Source organism: Candidatus Leptofilum sp., assembly GCF_965223525.1.
Taxonomy (GTDB): Bacteria; Chloroflexota; Anaerolineae; order Promineifilales; family Promineifilaceae; genus Leptofilum.
The window spans coordinates 68,124-87,986 of sequence record NZ_OZ245005.1 but is presented as its reverse complement, the minus strand read 5'-3'; the positions used below and the strand labels follow the sequence as shown (position 1 = coordinate 87,986).

The window sequence follows — 19,863 nt, the reverse complement described above, 5'->3', positions numbered from 1 at the left end:
AATAATGAACACCATTTTAGCAGCTAAAGATTTATGTAAAACGTATGTTGTCAACAAAAGAGAACAGACTGTCTTAAACAACGTGAGTTTGCAGATTAAACCGGGCGAATTTGTCTCTGTGATGGGGCCATCCGGTTCCGGCAAATCCACCTTACTCTATAACATCAGCGGAATGGACAAAATGACATCCGGCAGCGTCGTGTTTAAGGGGACTGAATTGGCCGATTTATCCGAGAAAGAAATGTCCGTATTGCGATTGCATAAAATGGGTTTCGTTTTTCAGCAGATCAATTTATTAAAAAATCTCGGCATCATTGACAATATTGTTGTATCCGCCTACATGGCAAAAAATGGAAGCCGCAAAGAGATCAATCAATTTGCCCGCGAACTGATGGCCAGAACGGGCATTAGTGAACTGGCTGATAATGACATCACCCAGGCATCTGGGGGTCAACTGCAAAGAGCCGCCATTTGCCGCGCCCTCATTAATAAGCCAGATATTATATTTGGTGACGAACCCACTGGTGCTCTAAATTCAAAGTCAGCCAATGAAATAATGGAGATATTTAGGGATATAAACGAGTCGGGAACAACTATTATGCTCGTTACCCACGATGTCAAGGTGGCCGCAAAAACAGAGCGCGTTCTTTTTATGATAGACGGCCGTATCGAGGGTGATTACTATCTGGGAAAATTGCAGGCAGCTAATAATGATAACATTGAGCGAGAGCAAAAATTATTGCAGTGGTTATTAGAGATGGGATGGTAAAAGCTCATATGGCGATTGTCCACTTGTACACTGTCCACCTAGACAGGCTACCGCCGAGAAAAGGACGATGTAACGGTCGTTGCCATCCCCTAAACTAAGGACAACAAGACATGAAATTGCAAGAAGGAGTTAATCATGTACAAAAAATTGCTTTCAACGACAACGTTGTTCTTACTTATTTTTGGTCTGCTCAACCTATTTGCTTCCGGCCGTTGGACACTGGCAGCGGCAACTTGGATTGCCCCCGTATTCGCCCTGCGCTATCTCTATACACATCCCCAACGGCGCAAGTTTTTCTTTTACTTCCTCGTTTTCTGGATCACCTTGTCCATACCCTGGTATGGAGCCACCCCGATGTTTGGCCCAGCCCACTTCATTTTTATGGCCGTCAATGCCTTAATCGGTTCGATTCCGTTCTTTGTTGATCGCTGGTTGGCGCCCAAGCTGCGGCAGCACGGCCGTTTGCCCTTTATAGCCACCTTCATTTACCCGACAACCGGCACTGTCTTGGAATTTTTCAGCAGCAGCTCCAACCCCCTCGGCAACTTTGGTGCTACAGGCTACTCGCAATATGGGGTTCCGGTTTTGACTCAGATAACGGCCGTTACTGGCATGTTGGGCCTCACCTTTCTCATCTCCTGGTTCCCGGCCATCGTCAACTGGGCTTGGGACAATGGTTTCGAGTGGGCGCGGATTCGGGTAGGCGTCGTCGCTTTTGGCCTCGCCTTATTGGTTGTAGTTGGCTACGGCACGACTCGGCTAGCTGCTGCTCCAGAAATCAGCACTCAGGAAACAGTAACCGTCGCTTCTTTCACGCTAGTCGAGAATCAGGTAGGCGAATTGAACACTCTGCTCAACGAAGAAGGAGTCGCTGCCTTTCGAGAAAAAACACAGCCCGTTCACGCGCAATATCTGGCCAAGACCGAAGAGGCGATTGCCGCTGGTGCCAAAATCATTCTTTGGCCGGAACTTGCCATCATCGGTGTTGAGGAGGATGTGCAGGCCGTGTTGGCACAAGGGCAAGCGATGGCTCAGGAGGCGGGCGTTTATCTAGCTATGCCGGTCATGATTCATTTTCCCAACAGTGACCGTCTGGTCGAAAACAAGATGTATGTGGCTGGGCTGGACGGCCGTTTCGTCATCGAACACACCAAGTACGGCGGTGCTTTGATAGAAGGGACGTTGGCGGGCAGTGGCGAGATTCAAGTAGTGGCTACGGCTTACGGCACGCTCTCCGGCATCATCTGCTGGGACACCAACTTCCCCAACACCGTGCGCCAGGTAGGGCAACAGCAGGCCGACATCTTGCTCTCGCCCTCCAAAGAGTGGGATGCCATCAACCCCATGCACGCTGAAATGGCCGTCTTCCGCGCCATCGAGAACGGGGCAGCTGTGGTTCGGCAGACAGATGAGGGGCTTTCGATTGTGGTGGATGGCTACGGCCGTACCCTGGCTAGCGGTGAAGGCTTGGCTGCTGATGGCAATTATCTGCTGGTTGAAGTTCCGACTAGCAGTCCTACTACGCTCTACCCTGTCATCGGCGATGTAGTTGGTATCGTGGCGACAGTTGGATTGGTTGTTCTTGCCAGCTACGCCTTGTTTATAGCGCGTCGTCAGCATCGGGGAGTGCCGGAAACGGCCGTTGCCATCTCCTAAACAAAAGACAACATGAAATTACGAAGAGATTGGAGATTAGGCAGTCTTTAATCTCCAATCTCCCAATCTCTACTTGCGGCAGAATGCAGTGACTGTCACCTTGCATGAAACGGCCGTTTGCTGAAATGATTGCTCCCATCCCCAATTAGCTAAACCTATCTAGCTGAAGGCACTACATTTTCAGACTGAACGAGATCATGAGCAGACGCCCGTTTTGGCAATTGCCATGCGTACCAGGCAATAAGACCCATGCACAAAACTTCGATCGAGGCAAAGAAAACGTACGAGAGCGTGGCACTGCCGCCCCCAATCACGAAGATAGCGGTGAGGATAGCGGCAAAAATGTTGAGCCTGCGATTGGCAGTATCATTCAGAATGCGGGAAAGGAAAATCATGGCTATTGGAATTTCGATTAATATCGAAAATAGCAACAACAATCCTTGCGTTAACTCAAACCCAACATTGCCAGCGATGATGTCTTCTAATGAGCCTGGGTGGACAAAGCCCACAATATCTGCAAAAGCCATGTTGAACATGACCACAACCCATAATAATGAAATCTTTTCCCTGGCATCTGTCTTGGTGATTTTTTCGTTACTGTTCATTTTTTACTCCTTGTAAATGGAACGCGAGCATCTTGCTGGTGAGTGGCCAGAGGTCGGCGTTCCGTTTTCTTTTGTCTGCAAGCCTGGCAAGAATATACAAAGGCGTATGGGGAGATGTCCTCCCCAGATGTGGGGATTAGTTGGGGAGATGTTGTGGGTTAGATTAAATGGAGTTCTTCGGCGCGTTTAACGGCCGTTCTGCGGTTATTCACATTCAATTTGGAGTAAATACTTTTAGTATGGGTACGCACCGTACTCAAAGCAACGACCAATTCCCGGGCAATCTCCGGCCCGGAAAGTTCACTTTTGAGCAAACGCAGTACGTCAAGCTCCCGCTGCGTGAGCGGCTCAATGAGCGGCTGCGGTAATGATTCAGGCAGAAAGGGTTTGCCCTGACTATCTTGTTCCTTGGCTGCAAAAGCGGCCAACAGCTTACCTGTATAGTCCGGCATGATCTGGCGAACGGCAGCTTCACGCAGCAGCTGCCCCATCGCCACCCCTTCATCCACAAAGATGCCGACATAGCCTTCGCCCGCACCTAGGCGCAAAGCACGTTCGAGTGACCGTAAGGCAAGGGTGAGGTCTCCATTCAACTGCTGGGCAATGGCTTGCAAAATCAAAATTTGCAGCACGTTCCTCATCCTTCCACCCGCTTCTGCGGCCGTTAGCAGACGTGCCAATAAATCCATTGCGGTAACGAGTGCACTTTCTTTACGGCCGTTTTCATACCCTGCCATCAGCACCCGCGCCAGTGTGATCAGCTCAAACTCATGCAGGTAGCTTACTTCATCATTCGCTGAGATCTGCCGATTATGTACCCAAGCCATCGCCTTGTCCAAGCGTCCCTGCTTGACAAACAGATTGACTTTTAATGCCTCAACCGGACGAATATCGGGCACAGCGTTGATAACATATACTCGACTGGCCTCATCCAACAGGTGAAGTGCCGCTCCCAACTCCCCCGCAGATTCTTTTAATCTGGCTTGAGCCACACGCCAGCGGTAAGGCCAATTGATTAAGGTGTTCTTGTCAGCAAACGCCCTGCTTTTTTGCAGGTAGCGGCTGGCCGATTCCCGATCACCCAATTCGTGATAGAGCATTGTCAGACCCAAATATTGAATCGAAATAATCCGCTGGACGTCCGGCTCATCTTCCGCTACATCGTGAAGCGCCTGTTGATAGGCACGAATCGCTTCTCGAAGCTGCCCCTGTTCAATCAAAATGTCGGCCAGCGCAAAGGAACTGGCCAATGCAAAAACGCTGTTTCCCAACTGCTGCATACGTTCAATCCAATCAGCAAATGATTGGCGAGCCGCTTCCAGGTCTCCGCTCATCCAGTTTGTAAACCCCAACTGGATGATGGCCTGGGCACGGCCAAAAGTGTCAGCCTCAGGCGTGAGCTTTAAGGCCAGTTGACTGTACTTTTTTGTGTCCTGGATATTGCCTGAAATCTGGGCATTGCCAGCGCGAACAAGGGCAATCTTTGCCGGCAGCGAGCGAAACTGTTGTTCATCTATAACGACCATCTCAATTAATGAGCTATCTGAAGCATTCAGAAGCTGTTCCGCATGGCGTAGTCGCAATTCACTTGTCTCTAAATCACTAACATTCGACAATGCCTCCGCATACTGAGTACAGAGAACCGGCCTGGTACGGATCAACGCCTCCGGCAGCTTTTTCACCCAACGAAGCCAAACAGCAAGATGGAAACTCCTATCCATCGCCTGCCATGCCAACTCTGCCAGATTGGCCACCTGAGCAAAATCCTTTGCGATCAGGGCATGGCGAATGGCATCTTCATACAGCTCATTTTGCTCGTACCATTGGCTGGCCCGCTGATGAAGGCGAGAAACCAGTTCCGGTTGCTCCTTCATCAGAATCTTTTGCAAAACGTCGGCAAAGAGGTGATGGTAACGATACCATTTCCTGTCGCCGTCCAGTGATATGAGAAACAGGTTGTGGTGGTCTAAAGATTGAAGCATCTCTTGGCTATCTTTGCCGCCGGTAACCGCGTCACACAGGGAGCCACCTAACCGCTCGAGAACGGCCGTTTGCAGCAAGAAGCTGCGAACCGGCTCAGGCTGCTGCTGCAAAATTTCGGAAACCAGATAATCCATGACGAAACGATGGCTGCCGCTAAATGCCTGTATAAAGTCGGCCGTACCGTCACGCCCTGAGATTGAAGATTGTCCTTGCAGGGCCAATGCCGCGATTTGCAGTCCGGCTATCCACCCTTCGGTACGCGAGTCGAGCGCGGCAATTTCTGCTGCCGACAGATCGAATCCCATCACCTGATTGAGAAACTGTGTCGCTTCTGAAAGGGTAAAACGGAGCTCTTGCGTTCGGAGTTCAGCCAGTTGACCACGAACGCGAAATCGCGGCAGCGGCAAGTTTGGTTCCTCACGGGTGGTGATAACCAGAACCATTTGCGGGGGCATGTGTGCCAGCACAAAGGCAACTGCCTCATCAATCCCTGGTTCATCTATGAGGTGATAATCGTCAAGAACAAGGATGAATTGGTGCTGAACTGTGGCGATTTCGTTGAGCAGCATGGTTAGAAGCGATTCCATTGACGGCAGTTGGGGGGATTGCAGCATAGCCGTCACCTTTGCGCCAAAGGCGGGTGCAAACGTCTGTATGGCGGCAATGATGTAAGTGAGAAAGCGCACAAAATCATTGTCTCTGGCATCGAGCGACAGCCAAGCGATTTGATGAACAGCCTTTGCCTGACTTTCAGACGCACGCTGCCAGGCTGCAATCCAGTCGCTAACCAAGGTGGTTTTGCCGAATCCGGCGGGGGCGGAGACGAGAATCAACTTGCAGTTTTGTTGTACGCTCCGGTTCAGTTTTTGGAAGAGGCGGGGGCGCGGGACGAGCAACGGCCGTAAACGCGGCACAAACAACTTCGTTTTCAATAAATCGTCAGACATAATCGCATTATAATATAGTCGTACATTGTCCATTCGTACAAGTAGTTGGTGCCAAATGACCGTTACCCCCACCCCTACGTCTGGCTAAACTAAAACCATATTCGATCTGTTGGAAGGAGAGGCTCATGACGACAGTTATTCAAACAAAAGGGTTAAGTAAATCATATGGAAATGTTGATGCACTGAAACCGGTTGATTTGACCGTTTCCAGACACGCCATTTTTGGCTTTCTGGGGCCTAATGGTGCTGGTAAAACGACATTGATGAAACTGCTGCTGGGACTCATTCAACCGACTAGCGGCAGTGCGGCTATTTTTGGCAAGGATATTGTGAAAGATAGTGTAGAAATCCGCAGCCGGGTTGGCTATCTGCCACAAGAGCCGCGCTTTTACGAATTTATGACAGCGCGGCAAACGCTGGACTTTACGGCCAGATTTTTCTTCAGCGGGCCGCAACACGCCATTGACAAACGGGTAAATGAAATGCTGGGACTGGTTGGCTTGTCTGATAAAGCGGACCGACCCATCAAGGGCTTCTCTGGTGGCGAGCGACAGCGATTGGGCATTGCCCAGGCACAGGTGAACTATCCAGAGTTGCTCATTTTGGATGAACCTGCCGCCGCACTTGATCCATTAGGTCGCCGCGATGTGCTAAATATTATGGAACGCTTGCGTGAACACGCCACCATCTTCTACTCCACCCACATTCTGGATGATGTACAGCAGGTGAGTGATACCGTCGCCATCCTTAACCAAGGCGAACTGGCCGCACATGGTAACATCAATACATTGTTGAATGGTGGACAGCACACCGTTTACACAATGGACGTGCAAGGGGATGTGGCCCGAGCCAAAGAGATCGCCACCTCACAACCTTGGGTGGTTCGTGTTGAGGCGGCTCCCCAAGGTACTGCTACAAACATGCTCGTTACCGTTTCCGATGAAACGGCCGCTAATACCCAACTCCTCCGCTTACTGATGGCCGACGAGCAGTTGGTGGTGAGCAATTACGGCCGTAAAACAGTCGAACTTGAAGACATCTTTGTAAATATTGTTGAAGGAGGCGAAAATGACAGCAAATGAATCATTCCAATTGCTAAATGAACGTGGTTGGCGGCGAGGCTTGGGCAATCTGCTGCGGGCTGAATTGGGTGGCTGGTGGAAAACCAGTTCCTGGTGGGTGCAAATCCTTATTTGGGTTAGTGTGGTCAACATCTCCATCGCCTCAGTCATTTGGGGCACGGCTGACGATGCCCCGGAAGGATTGTCTTTAATCGTAGCCTATATCCAGATTTCAGTGGCGGGCGGTGTTTGGCTAAACCCGCTCAACTTTTTGGCCGGCATGGGCATCATCTGGCTGTACCAACTGTTCTTTCTCACCCTGACGTTAATGTTGGGCGTCCTGTCTGAGCAACGGGCAGCCGCCATTGGCATTCCGCTGGCCCTGGCCTTTGGCACACAGTTGTTGCTGGGCGTTGTGCCTGCGTTGCAATATCTGTTGCCCTGGCGGTTGGCAGTCGGCGTGGAAAATGGTATGAAGTCGGTCATAGAATCGGTAATTTTGGGCATGAAGCCGTTTTCCTGGTTGCCGGTGGTGGCAGTAGCGGGCTGTGTATTGCTGTTTACGGCCGTTGCCATTTACCGCTTCCGCCAAGAAGAGTTTTAGGATGTCAAAAATAGCGAAGTTCGGCAAACGTATAGGAGCAACTATAATGGGTCTGCTCATCTTGTTGCTACTCTATGCCTTCCTTTTTTATCCCCCTGAATATATGCTACGGCTGCTGCGCTGGGGTAATGCCGATGTATATGATTACCAGAAGTTCCCAGCGCGGACGGTGGCTGCCAGTGATGAGCCGTTTCAGTTTAGCTATGATTTGCAGGAAACGGCCGTTCTCAACCAATTCAACCAAAGCCCACTCACCAATGGCGACTTCGAGCAGCTTTTAGGCGACACCGGTACCCAAGCCTTCCTCGTTATCCAAAACGACACCATCTTATACGAAAACTACTTCAACGGCGCGTCACGAGATACCGTTGTTACCTCCTTCTCGGTGGCTAAATCCTTCGCCTCCACTCTCATCGGCATCGCCATCAGCGAAGGGTATATTCACAGCGTCAGCGACCACATCACCAACTATCTGCCGGAACTGGCAGAGCGCGACCCAGCCTTTGCCCAAATCACTATCCGCGATCTATTGCTCATGTCCTCCGGCATTCGTTATGAAGAGTTCCCCTTTGTCAACGGCGACGATGCCAAAACCTACTACTATCCCGATCTGCGTGATTTAGCCCTCAACCAAACCGAAATCGTTGGCACACCTGGCGAAGCCTTCCTCTACAATAACTACCATCCCCTCCTGCTGGGTCTCATTTTGGAGCGAGCCACAGGGATCCCTGTGGCTGACTATCTGGCACAAAAAATCTGGCAGCCCATTGGTGCCGAATTCGATGGTTCGTGGAGTCTGGATGAACAGGGCTTTGAGAAGATGGAAAGTGGCATAAACGGCCGTGCCATAGATTTTGCTAAATTTGGACGCCTATTTCTTCATAATGGTACTTGGGACGGCGTCCAGGTGATTCCTGCAGCATGGGTAGCTGAGTCTACGCAGGCAGACACTTCTGTTGATTACGCAAATTACTACTATAATGATTTTATCTTCGCTAATGGGCAAGGCTATTACAAATATATGTGGTGGGGTCTCCAGCGTGACGCACAAAATTACGATTTCATAGCCCTGGGAAACCACGGCCAGTTCATTTATCTTTCGCCACAAAAAAACCTGATTATTTTGCGTTTTGGTGAATCCTATGGCGAGTTTGGCGGTGCGGAGAGCTGGGTGGATTTATTCTATGATTTTGCGACCAAATTTGGTGGCTAGAAAACTTCTTCTGAGGGGAGTTTTTGCTGGGGGACTACCTGGTTTTGTTATTGGGAATCGCCAAAATATACCCTTTGCCGCGCACAGTTTTTAGAAACTGAGGTTTGGCTGGGTTCACTTCGATATGCTCGCGCATCCACCGAATGTGTACATCTAATGTGCGCGTATCGCCAATGTAATCTGTGTTCCACACATGTTGCATTAGATCGCGCCGAGTAAGTAACCGATAGGGGTGGCGCAAAAACTGCTCAAGTAGCAATGTCAGTTTCGGTGTTAAGCGTGCTTCCCCCTTCCCTGCATCTACAGACTTCTTAGAAAGGTAGAGTGAAATGTGTCCGTACCGTATGGTTTCCTCCACAGAATGATCTATGGGCAGCAAATCTTTTACGCGATTCAGCAATTTTCGAGGAGTGAACGGCTGCTCCAGGTAAACATCTGCATCTGCTTCTGGCTCTTCTGGTTCCCCAGCCGCGCGAACATGAATAATAGGTAACGCTTTATAGCTCTTTTTTAAACGCCGACAGGTACGTGCACCGTTGGTACGCATACTAGCGGCATTAAATATGACAAGGTGGGGGTCAAATGTTTTTAGGGTGCTAATGGCAGCCGACCCCGTGTGGCACAGTTTAATGGTGTGACCCGCTTTTTGCAAAGCCAGCACGGCCGTATTTTGCCCGGCGCGCTTCCCCTCCACTAACAAGATAACGGCCTTCTGCATAAAGTTACCTCTACGTCTTAATCTGCTATGGTTGCGGCTGCACTGATGTGTATGTAAATCACAAGTAGGTGCTTAAATAAACAGGCTCATTGACAGAAAATTTTAACATTTGTGAAATGCCATTATAAGCAGAAAATGAGTGGGGGCAAGGGGAAAATGGCCGTTTCCGCAATTTGACACTTAATTGCCACGAGACTATAATTTCCGCTCATTTGCGGGCATGGTGAAACGGTATCACAAATGCTTCCCAAGCATTTAGTCCGGGTTCGATTCCCGGTGCCCGCTCTACATTTTTATGCAAAAGAGGCCGCATGCGGCCTCTTTTGTGCCTCTTTCGGGAAGAACATGGATGCAAGGGAGAAATCTGCGGTCTCCCTATCCGTGTTCGCCATTTGTTTGAGCCATAAACACGCGCGGTCTCCCCAAATGATCCAATACGGGTTGCATTTTGCCGTAGCCGCCGCTTTTTTGTAACAGTCGCTGTACCAAAGCCTCTTGCCCCACCCCAAACTCAAACGCCAGCAATCCCTCAGGCCGCAAAAATGCAGGCGCATCGCATACCAGCCGCCGGAAAATGTTGATGCCATACGGCCCTGCGTCCAGTGCCACCCGTGGTTCATGTTCAACAATCTCTCCCGGCATTTTTTCTAGCGAACCAGAGGGAATGTAGGGCGGATTGCACACCACAATATCTACTTGATTTTCTAAGCCAGTCCTCGCCAACGGAGCAAACAAATCCCCGCACAACACCGACACACGCTCTTCCAATTCGTACAGGGTAACGTGCGCCTGGGCACGGGCGGTTGCTTCTGGGCTGATGTCCAGGGCAAAGACGCGGCTTTGGGGCAATTCAAGTGCAAGCGAGATGGCAATATTGCCACTGCCGGTACCCACATCAACAATAGTAATTTGGTCTATGGGCAACTTGTTGGCGTGGTTGAGTACGGTTCGTACCAGCAGCTCCGTTTCGGCACGGGGGATGAGGGTGTCTGGAGTGCAGGTGAACGGCCGTCCCATAAACACTGTCTGCTGCAAGATGTACTCCAGCGGAATTCCTTGCATTCGTTTCATTGCAATTTCGTCAAGAGTAAGCTCTCGGGCGATTTGGGCGAGAGAACGGCCGTCCAACCCTCGCAACACCCCGCCCGACAAAATATCACACAAACGCAGCGTCTCTTGCAGCGGATTTGCAACGCCAGCTTTAGTAAATTCTTGGTGCAGATGGTGAATAAATTCAAACATGATTATTTGCCCATAAAAAGCGGTACACAGAGAAAAAATCTGCATAATCCGTGCAATCCGTGGCTAATTTACAGTTTGTCGAACAAGCCCAGCGGTGGTGTGCGGAGGTAGTTGGTGGTGCGTTGCTTGCGCTGCAAATCGGCGTAAACGCGATCCACTTGCTCTGGTTCCAAATCTAGTTCACAAGCTACCACCTCGGCTGGAATGTCATGCGTCAGGCCGTACCAAATTAAATCCATCAGCTCAAACGGCAGGCGGAAGAAGAACTCTTCCTGCGTGCTGGCTGCGCTGTAGGTGTCGGAAGTGGGTGGGCGGGTGCGGATCGCTTTGGGAATGTCCAGATATTCGGCCAGTTGATACACTTGGGTTTTGTACAGATGAACAATTGGCTGCACGTCCATGGCGCTGTCGCCATACTTCACAAAAAAGCCCTGGTCGTGCTCATTTTTTTGCGGCGTGCCAATAACGGCAAAGTCGCGCAGTTCAGCGTGGTAGTAAAGCATGGCGGCACGGCTGCGCTGCTTAAAGTTGGTGGCCGCGACTATTTGGCGTAGTTGCGACGGCCGTAAGCGTTCACGCTTCTCTTCACCTTCAGGGCTTATTATCGTCAGCGTGTAAAAATTGAGCTTGTCGCTATCCAGTAAATCGGTGGGCAGCGTGATTTTTAGCTTGTAGCTGCTGTCATATTCTGGGAAGATCTCGTTTACGGCCGTATCCCGACGGCGGTAGCTGCCAAAGCCATACAGTGGTTCGGAAATATCTTCCACCAGCGGCGTGACGCCAAACTGATGGCACACCTCGCGCCCCAACAGTAAACTTTCTGGGCTGGATTCTCGCTCTGGCAACAGCAACGTTACCAGTCGGTTGGTGGGCATAGCCTGAACGGCCAGCGCCAGCACCACGGCGGAATCAACGCCGCCGCTCACGCCCAACACGCCCCCTTTGCGCTTGAGCACATGAAAAATATCATCATCGAGTCGAGCCACGATGCGTTCTACTTCCTGTTCAGGATCAATGTCTAAAATGTTGGGATGGAATTCTTTGGTTTTGGTAATCATGCAAAAGCTCCCATTTCTTCGTGACCAACGCGGCCACGGCGGATGATTTTTTGGTTGGTAGCTGGTGTGTGGGCAACGGCCGTTCCCCAACCCGCCACAAAGTGATGATGAACCAACTGCGTTGACAAGATTCCGGCCAGCGCCATCTCAGACACTTCGCCTAAGTTGCCAAAGCGTTCCCGCTTTTTTAGCAAAGCCTGCACGGCCAGCGGGTTAAACAGGCCCACTTCGTTAATTTTCTGTGGCGAAAGCATCTCGGCCACCCAAGCCAACGGCCGTCCACCGGGGAAAAAGCTGTGGTGAATGGGGGCACGATACGGCCGTTTCTGCCGCTGCCAAATTTGTGGAGGCAGCAAGTCGCGCACGGCCTGCTTCAAAATATGCTTCTCGTTCAGGCCACTCAGCTTGTAATCTGGCGGTAGCTGGTTGGCAAATTCGATAACGTTGTGATCGAGGAAGGGAAAACGCCCCTCGATCGAATGCGCCATCGCCATGCGGTCTCCTTGCGAAGCGAGCAAATATTCTGCCAAAAAGAGGCGAATTTCCAGGTATTGCGCCTGTGCCAGCGGTGCCCAGCGGCTAAACGCAGCAGGTAGCGGCAAATCTGGAAGTGACTTTTGTGCAGCAACGGCCGTTTGCATCTCCACTGAAAACAGTCGCCGCTGGCGCGCCCCGTTGCGCCAGCGCAGCAGGTGGGAGTAACCCGGTTCGGCCGTTTCCGTGAGCCGATGGCCGAAGAATTTCGCCAAGTAAGCGGGATTATCCAGATTGGCGACGTAGCGGTACAGTTTTTTGAGGAGAAGCGGCCGTATCTCAGATGCCGGTTCACGCGCCCAAAAGCGACGAATGAGTGCCTCTTTGAAAATGTTGTAGCCGCCCAGAAACTCATCAGCCCCCTCACCCGTTAGCACCACTTTGATGCCCGCCTGCTGCACAAAATTGGACAGCAGGAAGAGCGGCACGGGCGACGTGCGTAAAATGGGCGTTTCGGTGTGCCAAATTACGTCGGGAAAAGCGCGACCGACATCTTCATGGGTGCAGGTAAGCACATGATGGCTTGTACCCAAATGGGACGCCATCTGCTGCTGAAAGCTGCTCTCGTCAAATTCATTGTCGGCAAAAGCGATGGAAAAGGTCTCCAGCCGCTGACCAATGTCGTGGTACAGCAGCGCAGCAATGGCAGATGAATCTAATCCGCCGCTGAGATAAGCACCCACAGGCACATCGGCACGCAAGCGCAGGCAGGTTGCTTCGGTGAGTTCGTGCCGCAACTGTGCCGCCGCTTCCGCCAACGACTGATCATAACCTGGCTTGCCCTCGGGAAAGGTGGGTTGCCAATATTGCTCGATGGTTAGCTGGCCGCGCCTTGCCACCATAAAATGACCTGGCGGCAATGTTTTGATGCCCTTAAAGATGGTGCGCGGTGGCAGTGGACTCCAATAGGTAAAAATCTGGTCTACAGTTTGCAAATCTAGCTCTGGCGGGTGCGGCATGGCGGCAATAATTGCTTTCATCTCCGAGGCGAAGATGAGCTCATTTTGGCAGGTGGTGTAGAAGAACGGCCGTATCCCCACCCGATCCCGCGCTACAAAAAGCGCATGCTCCAGTTCGTCCCAAATGGCAAAGGCAAATTGCCCGTTCAAATGCTCCACACAAGCCGCACCGTACGTCTCGTACAAATGCAATATCACTTCCGTGTCGCTATCCGTGGCAAAATCATGGTCAGCTTCCAGCTCCGCCCGCAGTTCACGGTAGTTGAAGATTTCACCATTAAACGTGATCCAAAGAGAGCCATCTTCGTTACAAAGGGGCTGCTGCCCGCCTGCCAAATCAATAATGCTCAACCGCGCATGGCCTAGCCCTACGCTGCTGCGATTATCCTCAAACAGATACAAGCCTGACTCATCTGGGCCGCGATGCTGTAATATGGCCACCATTTTTTGCAACGTTTCAGGGCATACCGGTTCTGGTAAACCGAGGGGATGAATGCCTACAATTCCGCACATCGTTACTTCAGTTCCTTTTTGACAATTTTGCCATTGCTCGATTTTGGCAACTCAGCGTGGAATTCAATCTGCTGCGGCACCATAAAATCTTCAAGATGTTGGCGACAGTGGCGCAACACGTCTCTTTTTGTGAGTGTGCCATTTTTTTGCACCACAAATGCTTTGATAGCTTCACCTAGCACGGGGTCAGGGATGCCGATAACGGCCGTTTCCACCACCCCACTCAAGCTACTCAGCACAGTTTCAATCTCTTTGGGGGCAACCTTCTCGCCTCGGCTTTTGATAATGTCATCTTTGCGTCCGATGAAATAGAAGAAGTCTTCACTGTCTACACGAAACAGATCGCCACTGTAACACAGCCGCTCCCCAGGGATTGCGCCGGGACGAAAACGGGCTGCGCTTTGTTCGGGGCGTTCCCAGTAGCCACGCATCACGTGGCTGCCGCGAATGACCAGCTCGCCAATCTCATTGGGGCCAAGCCGGTTGCCTGCCTCATCTTCCACCCACGCTTCCGTGCCAGGGATGGGAATGCCCACCGAGCCAGACCGAACGGCCAACTGCTCTGGCGGCAGGTACAGCGTACGTTTCGTTTCCGTGAGGCCATACATGGAGTAGAGCGTCGCCTGGGGAAATTTCTCTTGCAAGGCGGTGATACGGCTGGGTGAAAGGGCAGCGGCCGTATTCGTCAGGTAGCGCAAGCTAGTAAAATCGTACGGGCTTAGATCAAGCTGCAACAAAATGGCGGCGATAGTGGGCACTAGCGGAAAACCAGTCACTTTTTCGGCCACAATCCGCTTGAGAATTTGGGCTGGATAGGCAAATGAGCGTTCCAAAACAAGCGTACCGCCAAATTTGAAGGTCATCAGCAGTTGGTAAAGGCCATAATCAAACGAGAGCGGCAGCACGTTCAGCACAATGTCGTCAGGCTGATTTTGCAGATAGCTGATGATGGATGAGGCAGCAAAAACCACATTGCTGTGCGCCGACATCACGCCCTTTGGCTCGCCCGTGCTGCCAGAAGTGTAGATGAGGCAGGCTAAATCTTGATCGATGTTGTGGCAAGACGGCCGTTCCGCCACAAACGTCTCCTGAATCTCAGCAAAGGTCAGACAGCCTTCTGGTGCCTCGTCCCCCGCAATCACGATGGTTTGTAGGCTGGGGATGGATTTTTGGAGGGAGACGGCCGTTTTCGCCTGCCGCTGCCACGTAAGCAACGCTGCCGCTCGGCAATCCTGTGCCACAAAGCGGAGCTTGTCTGGCTTGGTGGAATGATTGACGGGCACAAAAACAGCGTTTGCCTTGAGTGTGGCAAAAATCCCCACCACCATCTCTACAGCGTTGGGCAAAAAGAGCAGCACACGATCCCCACGCTGGACGCCGTTGGCTAGGAACGCTTGCGCCAGTCGATTGGCCATTGCCTCAATGCCGGCATAGGTAAGCCGCTGCTCACCGCAAATTAGTGCCAATTTATTAGGTGCACGGACGGCACTTTCTTCTAAAAATGATTGGACTAATTTCATCCCGTTCTCCAGTCCCCAATCTCTAAAAATTAGGATGCCACCAGCTCACTTTTGCGGGCAATGTACGCCACCAACTTGTTAACAGAGTCAAAGTTCTCTGGCTCAATCTCGTCATCGCCCACCACAATGCCAAACGTTTCTTCCACAAACATCACGACTTCCAGCGTGCCCGTGGAATCCACCACGCCCTCGTCTAAAAATGAGGCATCGTCACTTAAATCAAAGCCATCGGGGCTAAATAAAAAATTTTCGGCAATAAATTCTCGGATTTGTTGTTTGATATCCATAGTTAGTCTCCCTTGTAAATAAGCCTCCCGCAGGGTTCCATCCGCCAACGATGTTCGAGGACAAACCTGCGGGAAGTTGGTTGGTTTCATTTCTTCAGTGCTCTCTGAATTTGCTGGCCGACTTGACTCACGGCAGGTTCCTGCATGAGTGCCAAGTGGCCATTGGCCTGAATAACCTGTGTTTCCACACAAGATGCCAATTTCTCCCAGCCGTAATCTGGGTAAGGTGAGCGGATTTCTTTACGGCCGTATCCCAACGGACAGCGCAGCAACAACAGCGAGCCATCGTAAGGTTGCGGCAAATAGCTGCGGGCGGCGCGGTCATACAAATGGAACAGGGCACGGGCACGCGGGTGGGCCAGTGATGATGGATCCATATCGCGCAAAACTGCATTGGGCTTACTCGTCCTCGCAGGGTGACGGCGAGCGAGTTTCCGCCGCAAGCTCGCCCACTTCTGTTGCCTGAGCATTTGCCAAAACCGTTGCGCGCGACGGCCGTACCGCCCCAGCCAATCCCGCAAGCCACGCACCCAAAAATAGGTTGCCCGACTCCAGCAATCTCGCCCAAACAGATAAATCGCCTCTTCGCGGGTGGCGGACAAGCGCATGAGCCGTGCCAAAAAATGGCAAAGCTGCCACCAAACTGCCCAGGCCGGATTGGGCGCAGGCATGTCAATAACGGCCAATGTTGCCACAATCTCGCCCTGCGCTTGGAGCTGTTGTGCTACCTCGTAAGCTAAAATCCCACCGGCCGAATAGCCGCCCAAATGGTAAGGCCCTGCTGGCTGAACCGACTGAATCGCTTGCAAATAATAGGTGGCTAATGCCGGTACGTGGGCGGCGGGTAGCTGGTTCGAATCCAGGGTAGGCATCTCGAAAGTGTACACAGGCTGCTGCGGCGACAAATGATCTGCCAGCCGCTGGATAGCCAGCGTGTTGCCCGCCGCTCCTGGCAGCAAAAAAATCGGCCGTTTTGTTGGATCGCCTTGCTGAAGCTGAATCACGTTTTGGGCGTGTGCCGCCCGGTCAATTTGCTGCGCCAGTTCAGCAATTGTGCGGCCAGAAAGCAGCGCGGAGAAAGGCAAATAGTGCCCCGTTTCTTCCTCGAATCGGCTCAAAAAGGCCATTGCTTGCCAAGAACTGCCCCCCAGAGCGAAAAAATCATCGTGAATGCCAATCGGAGCCTGATTCAGAATATCTTGCCAAATTTGCTGAAGTACACCTTCGCTTAAGGTGGCGGGGGGAACAAAATTGGGTTGGGAACGGCCGTTTGCCAACACCGCTTCATCCGTAGGCCAAGGCAAGGCAGATTGGCTAATAGCTTCTTGGGGATTGCTTAGCATCCTCGAGATGAGCGCCTGCAAACTTTGTTGGGCATGGGCAATTTGAAGCTCAGTAAAAATATCCTCATGCAAATCGAGATAAAGTTGGTAGCTGTTGTCATCTGCGAGATGATGCACGTGCAGTGCCACCGCTTCGCTACCCGTGTTGTGATGAATAATTTCATGGGCAACTGGCTGACCCGCAAAGGTGAGAGACGGCCGTTGCACAAAGGTAAACATCGCCTCCAACCCCAAATCAACCGTCGCCTGACTAGCGCCATGGCGATAATGGAGCAGCAATGGCTTCATGGCTGCCGCCACCTTTTGCATGAGCGAGGGGATTGTTTCATCTGGAGTGATGACAACCAGCAACGGAACCAATTCCATCAGCACACCCACTGTTTGCTTGTTTACTTGGGTGGCACGGTTATGAATGGTAGTTACAAAACCCAGCTCAGTTTGGCGCGTCATCTGGTGCAGCAGGGCAAAAAAGAGTGCCGCCGTCAGGCAAAATTGGCGAAATTCAGAGGTTACCGTCCCTAAATCCACCGCCTCGGCGGCAGCGATCAGCCGGGCTGTTTTGTCTGCGCCTAGATTTTGCGTCCAGCGCACATTATTTTGGCTGCTCTTATGAAGGGAACGGCCGTAAAAACAGAGCGGTTCCGGTTTCTGAGCCACTAACGCCTGCCAAAACGCACGCGAGGCTTCGGCTCGACTGCCCTGCTGCTGCCTCTGCAACAGTGCCGCATATCGCGCAAACGTTGGTTTGCTAGCAGGCAATGGTAGCTTGCTCTGCCCCAACGCTTCATAATGCGTCAGCACTGTCTCAGCTATCAAAAAAAATGAGGTGGCGTCTGTGATGAGGTGGTGCTGGTTGAGGAACCAGACAAAATGATCGTCTGCCAGCTTGAGCAAGGCGGTGTCATAAAGGCATTTAGTGAGGGTAAACGGCCGTTGCACCCGCTCCGCCTGCCATCTTTGTGCCGCAGCCACCGGGTCTGGCTCCTCCGACAAATCAACCAGCCGAAGTTGGGTGGGCGGTTCGGGCAAGAGTTGCTGTTGCCCCTCACCAGCTACTTCCACAAAGACAGACCGCAGCACTTCATATTCGCAAACGGCCGTTGCAAACGCCTGGGTAAATAAATTTGGGCAAATGGGTGTGCGAAAGGTGAAGGAAAAAGCATTGTTGAAGTGGGTGGCAGACGGCCGTAGCTGGTGGCCAATCCAGTAAAGACGCTGCAAATCAGTTAAGTTGGACTCCGCAATGGCGTCGGACGCTACTGCTGTACCCGCTTGCATGACAACCCCACGATGGTGCTGGGGAGCAAAAAAAGCACGGCAAACTCCCCAAGCAAGATGACCAATTAAATTTAGGAAAAAGTATCGGTCAAACCGTTGTTACGATCATAGGGTTGTCAAGCTTACGAAAATGATGACTGTCCAAGGGATGGTGAAATATGTCACGATTTTGGTATGACATTTATCACACAGGTGACAGTCACTTAAACACAGTTTGGATTTTGCCATCACCTCTGGAAGAAAGTGACTGTCACCTGAACGCTCACAATTCGTGAAAATTCGCTGCCAAAATCTAAAGGGAAAGGAGACGGCCGTTCTTCACCACAGCGTCTATCAAATTGCCACCAAATTGGTAGGCCAACTGACGATAATCAGTACAGTTGAGCAGCAGCAAATCTGCCTGCTTGCCCACTGCCAGCGAACCAACTTTGTCACCCAGCCCCACGCCGAACGCAGCGTTGATGGTGACGGCATTCATCGCTTCGGCAGGCAGCAGCCGCTGGTAGCGGGTGGCAATGGCCATCACCAGCGGCTGCGAGGGGCAGGGTGCAGAACCCGGATTGATGTCGGTGGAAAGGGCAACGGCCGTACCCGCATCAATCAGCGCACGCGCATCGGCAAAATCATGGCTACCCAAATTAAAGTTTACGGCGGGCAGCACAATCCCCACCGCATCAGAATCAGCTAATCGCGCACCATCCTCCGGCGATGTCACATCCAAATGGTCTACAGAAGTGGCTCCCAACTCAACCGCCAGCCCCACCCCACCCAGCGACGTGAACTCATCGGCATGAATTTTGGGCGGCAGTCCATGTGCCAATCCAGCTTCTAGCACCTGGCGGGATTGCGCTAAATTGAAAGCGTTTTGCTCACAGAAAACATCACAAAATAGAGGTCGCCCATCCACTAGAAAGTGACTACCCTTGTACCATGCAGCGGCAGCCGGAATCATCTCGTTCACTACCCAATCTACGTAAGCATCGGAACGGCCATTAAATTCCGGCGGGATGGCATGGGCAGGCATAAACGTGGGGACTAGATCAATTGGTTGAGCCAAATCCAGCACGGCAATCGCCTCCAGCATCTTTAGCTCGCTGTCCAAATCAAGACCATAGCCCGTTTTCACTTCGGCGGTGGTGGTACCCAAACGCAGCATTTGGGCCAGTCGGGGTAGCGTCGCTTCCGCCAATTCGTCTACTGAGGCATTCCGCGTAGCCCGCATGGTGCTAACAATGCCCCCGCCCGCCGCCATAATCTCCAAATAGGTGGCGCCGCGGATGCGCTGCTCAAACTCGCCTAGCCGATCGCCCGCGTAGACCACATGCGTGTGCGGGTCTACAAAGCCGGGGCAAATCACCTTGCCGCTAGCATCAACTGTTTGCGACGCTGAATATTGCTGCCGGATGCTTTTGGTGGGGCCGATGTTGAGGATACGGCCGTCCTTCACCACCACCGCCTCGTCTAAAATCACCCCCACGTCCTGCATCGCCACGCCGCGTTTCGGCACATCGCTAGCACAAGTCACTACCTGCGCCGCACTGTGAATGAGTAAATCTGCTTCAATTATCATGGT

General features: G+C 51.9%; 15 protein-coding genes and 1 tRNA gene. 6 read left to right on the top strand and 10 right to left on the bottom strand.

Annotation, left to right across the window (positions count from 1 at the left end):
* Nucleotides 1–4: 4 nt before the first annotated feature.
* Nucleotides 5–769, top strand: coding sequence for an ABC transporter ATP-binding protein (locus tag ACOQPM_RS17625; protein ID WP_420631577.1), 765 nt, complete (start codon nt 5–7; stop codon nt 767–769).
* A 135-nt stretch (nt 770–904) separates the two neighbouring features.
* Nucleotides 905–2,425, top strand: coding sequence for a nitrilase-related carbon-nitrogen hydrolase (locus ACOQPM_RS17620; RefSeq protein ID WP_420631576.1), 1,521 nt, complete (start codon nt 905–907; stop codon nt 2,423–2,425).
* Nucleotides 2,426–2,580: 155 nt separating this feature from the next.
* Here ACOQPM_RS17620 and ACOQPM_RS17615 read toward each other — a convergent pair whose 3' ends face one another.
* Nucleotides 2,581–3,030 carry a DUF6326 family protein gene (locus tag ACOQPM_RS17615; RefSeq protein WP_420631575.1) on the bottom strand — a complete coding sequence of 150 codons (450 nt, stop codon included), beginning with the start codon at nt 3,028–3,030 and terminating at the stop codon, nt 2,581–2,583.
* Between the two features lie 158 nt (nt 3,031–3,188).
* On the bottom strand, nt 3,189–5,960 hold the full coding sequence (locus ACOQPM_RS17610; RefSeq protein ID WP_420631574.1) for a LuxR C-terminal-related transcriptional regulator: 2,772 nt from the start codon (nt 5,958–5,960) through the stop codon (nt 3,189–3,191).
* A 125-nt stretch (nt 5,961–6,085) separates the two neighbouring features.
* Here ACOQPM_RS17610 and ACOQPM_RS17605 point away from each other — a divergent pair, with 125 nt between their 5' ends.
* The 3 genes from ACOQPM_RS17605 to ACOQPM_RS17595 are packed head-to-tail and all read left to right on the top strand — an operon-like array spanning nt 6,086 to nt 8,838.
* Nucleotides 6,086–7,042 carry an ABC transporter ATP-binding protein gene (locus ACOQPM_RS17605; RefSeq protein ID WP_420631573.1) on the top strand — a complete coding sequence of 319 codons (957 nt, stop codon included), beginning with the start codon at nt 6,086–6,088 and terminating at the stop codon, nt 7,040–7,042.
* Nucleotides 7,029–7,625 carry a hypothetical protein gene (locus ACOQPM_RS17600; protein ID WP_420631572.1) on the top strand — a complete coding sequence of 199 codons (597 nt, stop codon included), beginning with the start codon at nt 7,029–7,031 and terminating at the stop codon, nt 7,623–7,625. The genes ACOQPM_RS17605 and ACOQPM_RS17600 overlap by 14 nt, the downstream gene beginning before the upstream one ends.
* Before the next feature lie 46 nt (nt 7,626–7,671).
* On the top strand, nt 7,672–8,838 hold the full coding sequence (locus tag ACOQPM_RS17595) for a serine hydrolase domain-containing protein (protein WP_420631571.1): 1,167 nt from the start codon (nt 7,672–7,674) through the stop codon (nt 8,836–8,838).
* A gap of 34 nt (nt 8,839–8,872) precedes the next feature.
* Here the strand turns inward: ACOQPM_RS17595 and ACOQPM_RS17590 are convergent, their stop codons facing one another.
* Nucleotides 8,873–9,556, bottom strand: a complete 684-nt coding sequence (locus tag ACOQPM_RS17590; protein WP_420631570.1) for a response regulator transcription factor — start codon at nt 9,554–9,556, stop codon at nt 8,873–8,875.
* A gap of 214 nt (nt 9,557–9,770) precedes the next feature.
* Here ACOQPM_RS17590 and ACOQPM_RS17585 point away from each other — a divergent pair.
* Nucleotides 9,771–9,841: transfer RNA gene (locus tag ACOQPM_RS17585), tRNA-Gly, on the top strand.
* Between the two features lie 90 nt (nt 9,842–9,931).
* Here ACOQPM_RS17585 and prmC read toward each other — a convergent pair.
* From prmC to hutI, 7 genes are all read right to left on the bottom strand, one after another.
* Entirely contained in the window at nt 9,932–10,798 is an 867-nt protein-coding gene (prmC, locus tag ACOQPM_RS17580) for a peptide chain release factor N(5)-glutamine methyltransferase (protein ID WP_420631569.1), read from the bottom strand.
* Nucleotides 10,799–10,866: 68 nt separating this feature from the next.
* On the bottom strand, nt 10,867–11,856 hold the full coding sequence (nadE, locus tag ACOQPM_RS17575; protein WP_420631568.1) for an NAD(+) synthase: 990 nt from the start codon (nt 11,854–11,856) through the stop codon (nt 10,867–10,869).
* A complete protein-coding gene (gene asnB, locus ACOQPM_RS17570) occupies nt 11,853–13,862 on the bottom strand; it encodes an asparagine synthase (glutamine-hydrolyzing) (protein ID WP_420631567.1) in 2,010 nt (669 codons plus the stop codon). Before asnB ends, nadE begins: the two co-directional genes overlap by 4 nt.
* Before the next feature lie 2 nt (nt 13,863–13,864).
* Nucleotides 13,865–15,382: a class I adenylate-forming enzyme family protein gene (locus ACOQPM_RS17565; protein ID WP_420631566.1), complete on the bottom strand. Its 1,518-nt coding sequence runs from the start codon at nt 15,380–15,382 to the stop codon at nt 13,865–13,867.
* Between the two features lie 29 nt (nt 15,383–15,411).
* A complete protein-coding gene (locus tag ACOQPM_RS17560; protein ID WP_420631565.1) occupies nt 15,412–15,669 on the bottom strand; it encodes an acyl carrier protein in 258 nt (85 codons plus the stop codon).
* An 86-nt stretch (nt 15,670–15,755) separates the two neighbouring features.
* Nucleotides 15,756–18,290, bottom strand: coding sequence for a condensation domain-containing protein (locus ACOQPM_RS17555; protein ID WP_420631564.1), 2,535 nt, complete (start codon nt 18,288–18,290; stop codon nt 15,756–15,758).
* Nucleotides 18,291–18,582: 292 nt separating this feature from the next.
* Complete coding sequence (gene hutI / locus ACOQPM_RS17550) at nt 18,583–19,860, bottom strand: imidazolonepropionase (RefSeq protein ID WP_420631563.1); 1,278 nt, start codon at nt 19,858–19,860, stop codon at nt 18,583–18,585.
* Between the last annotated feature and the right edge of the window lie 3 nt (nt 19,861–19,863).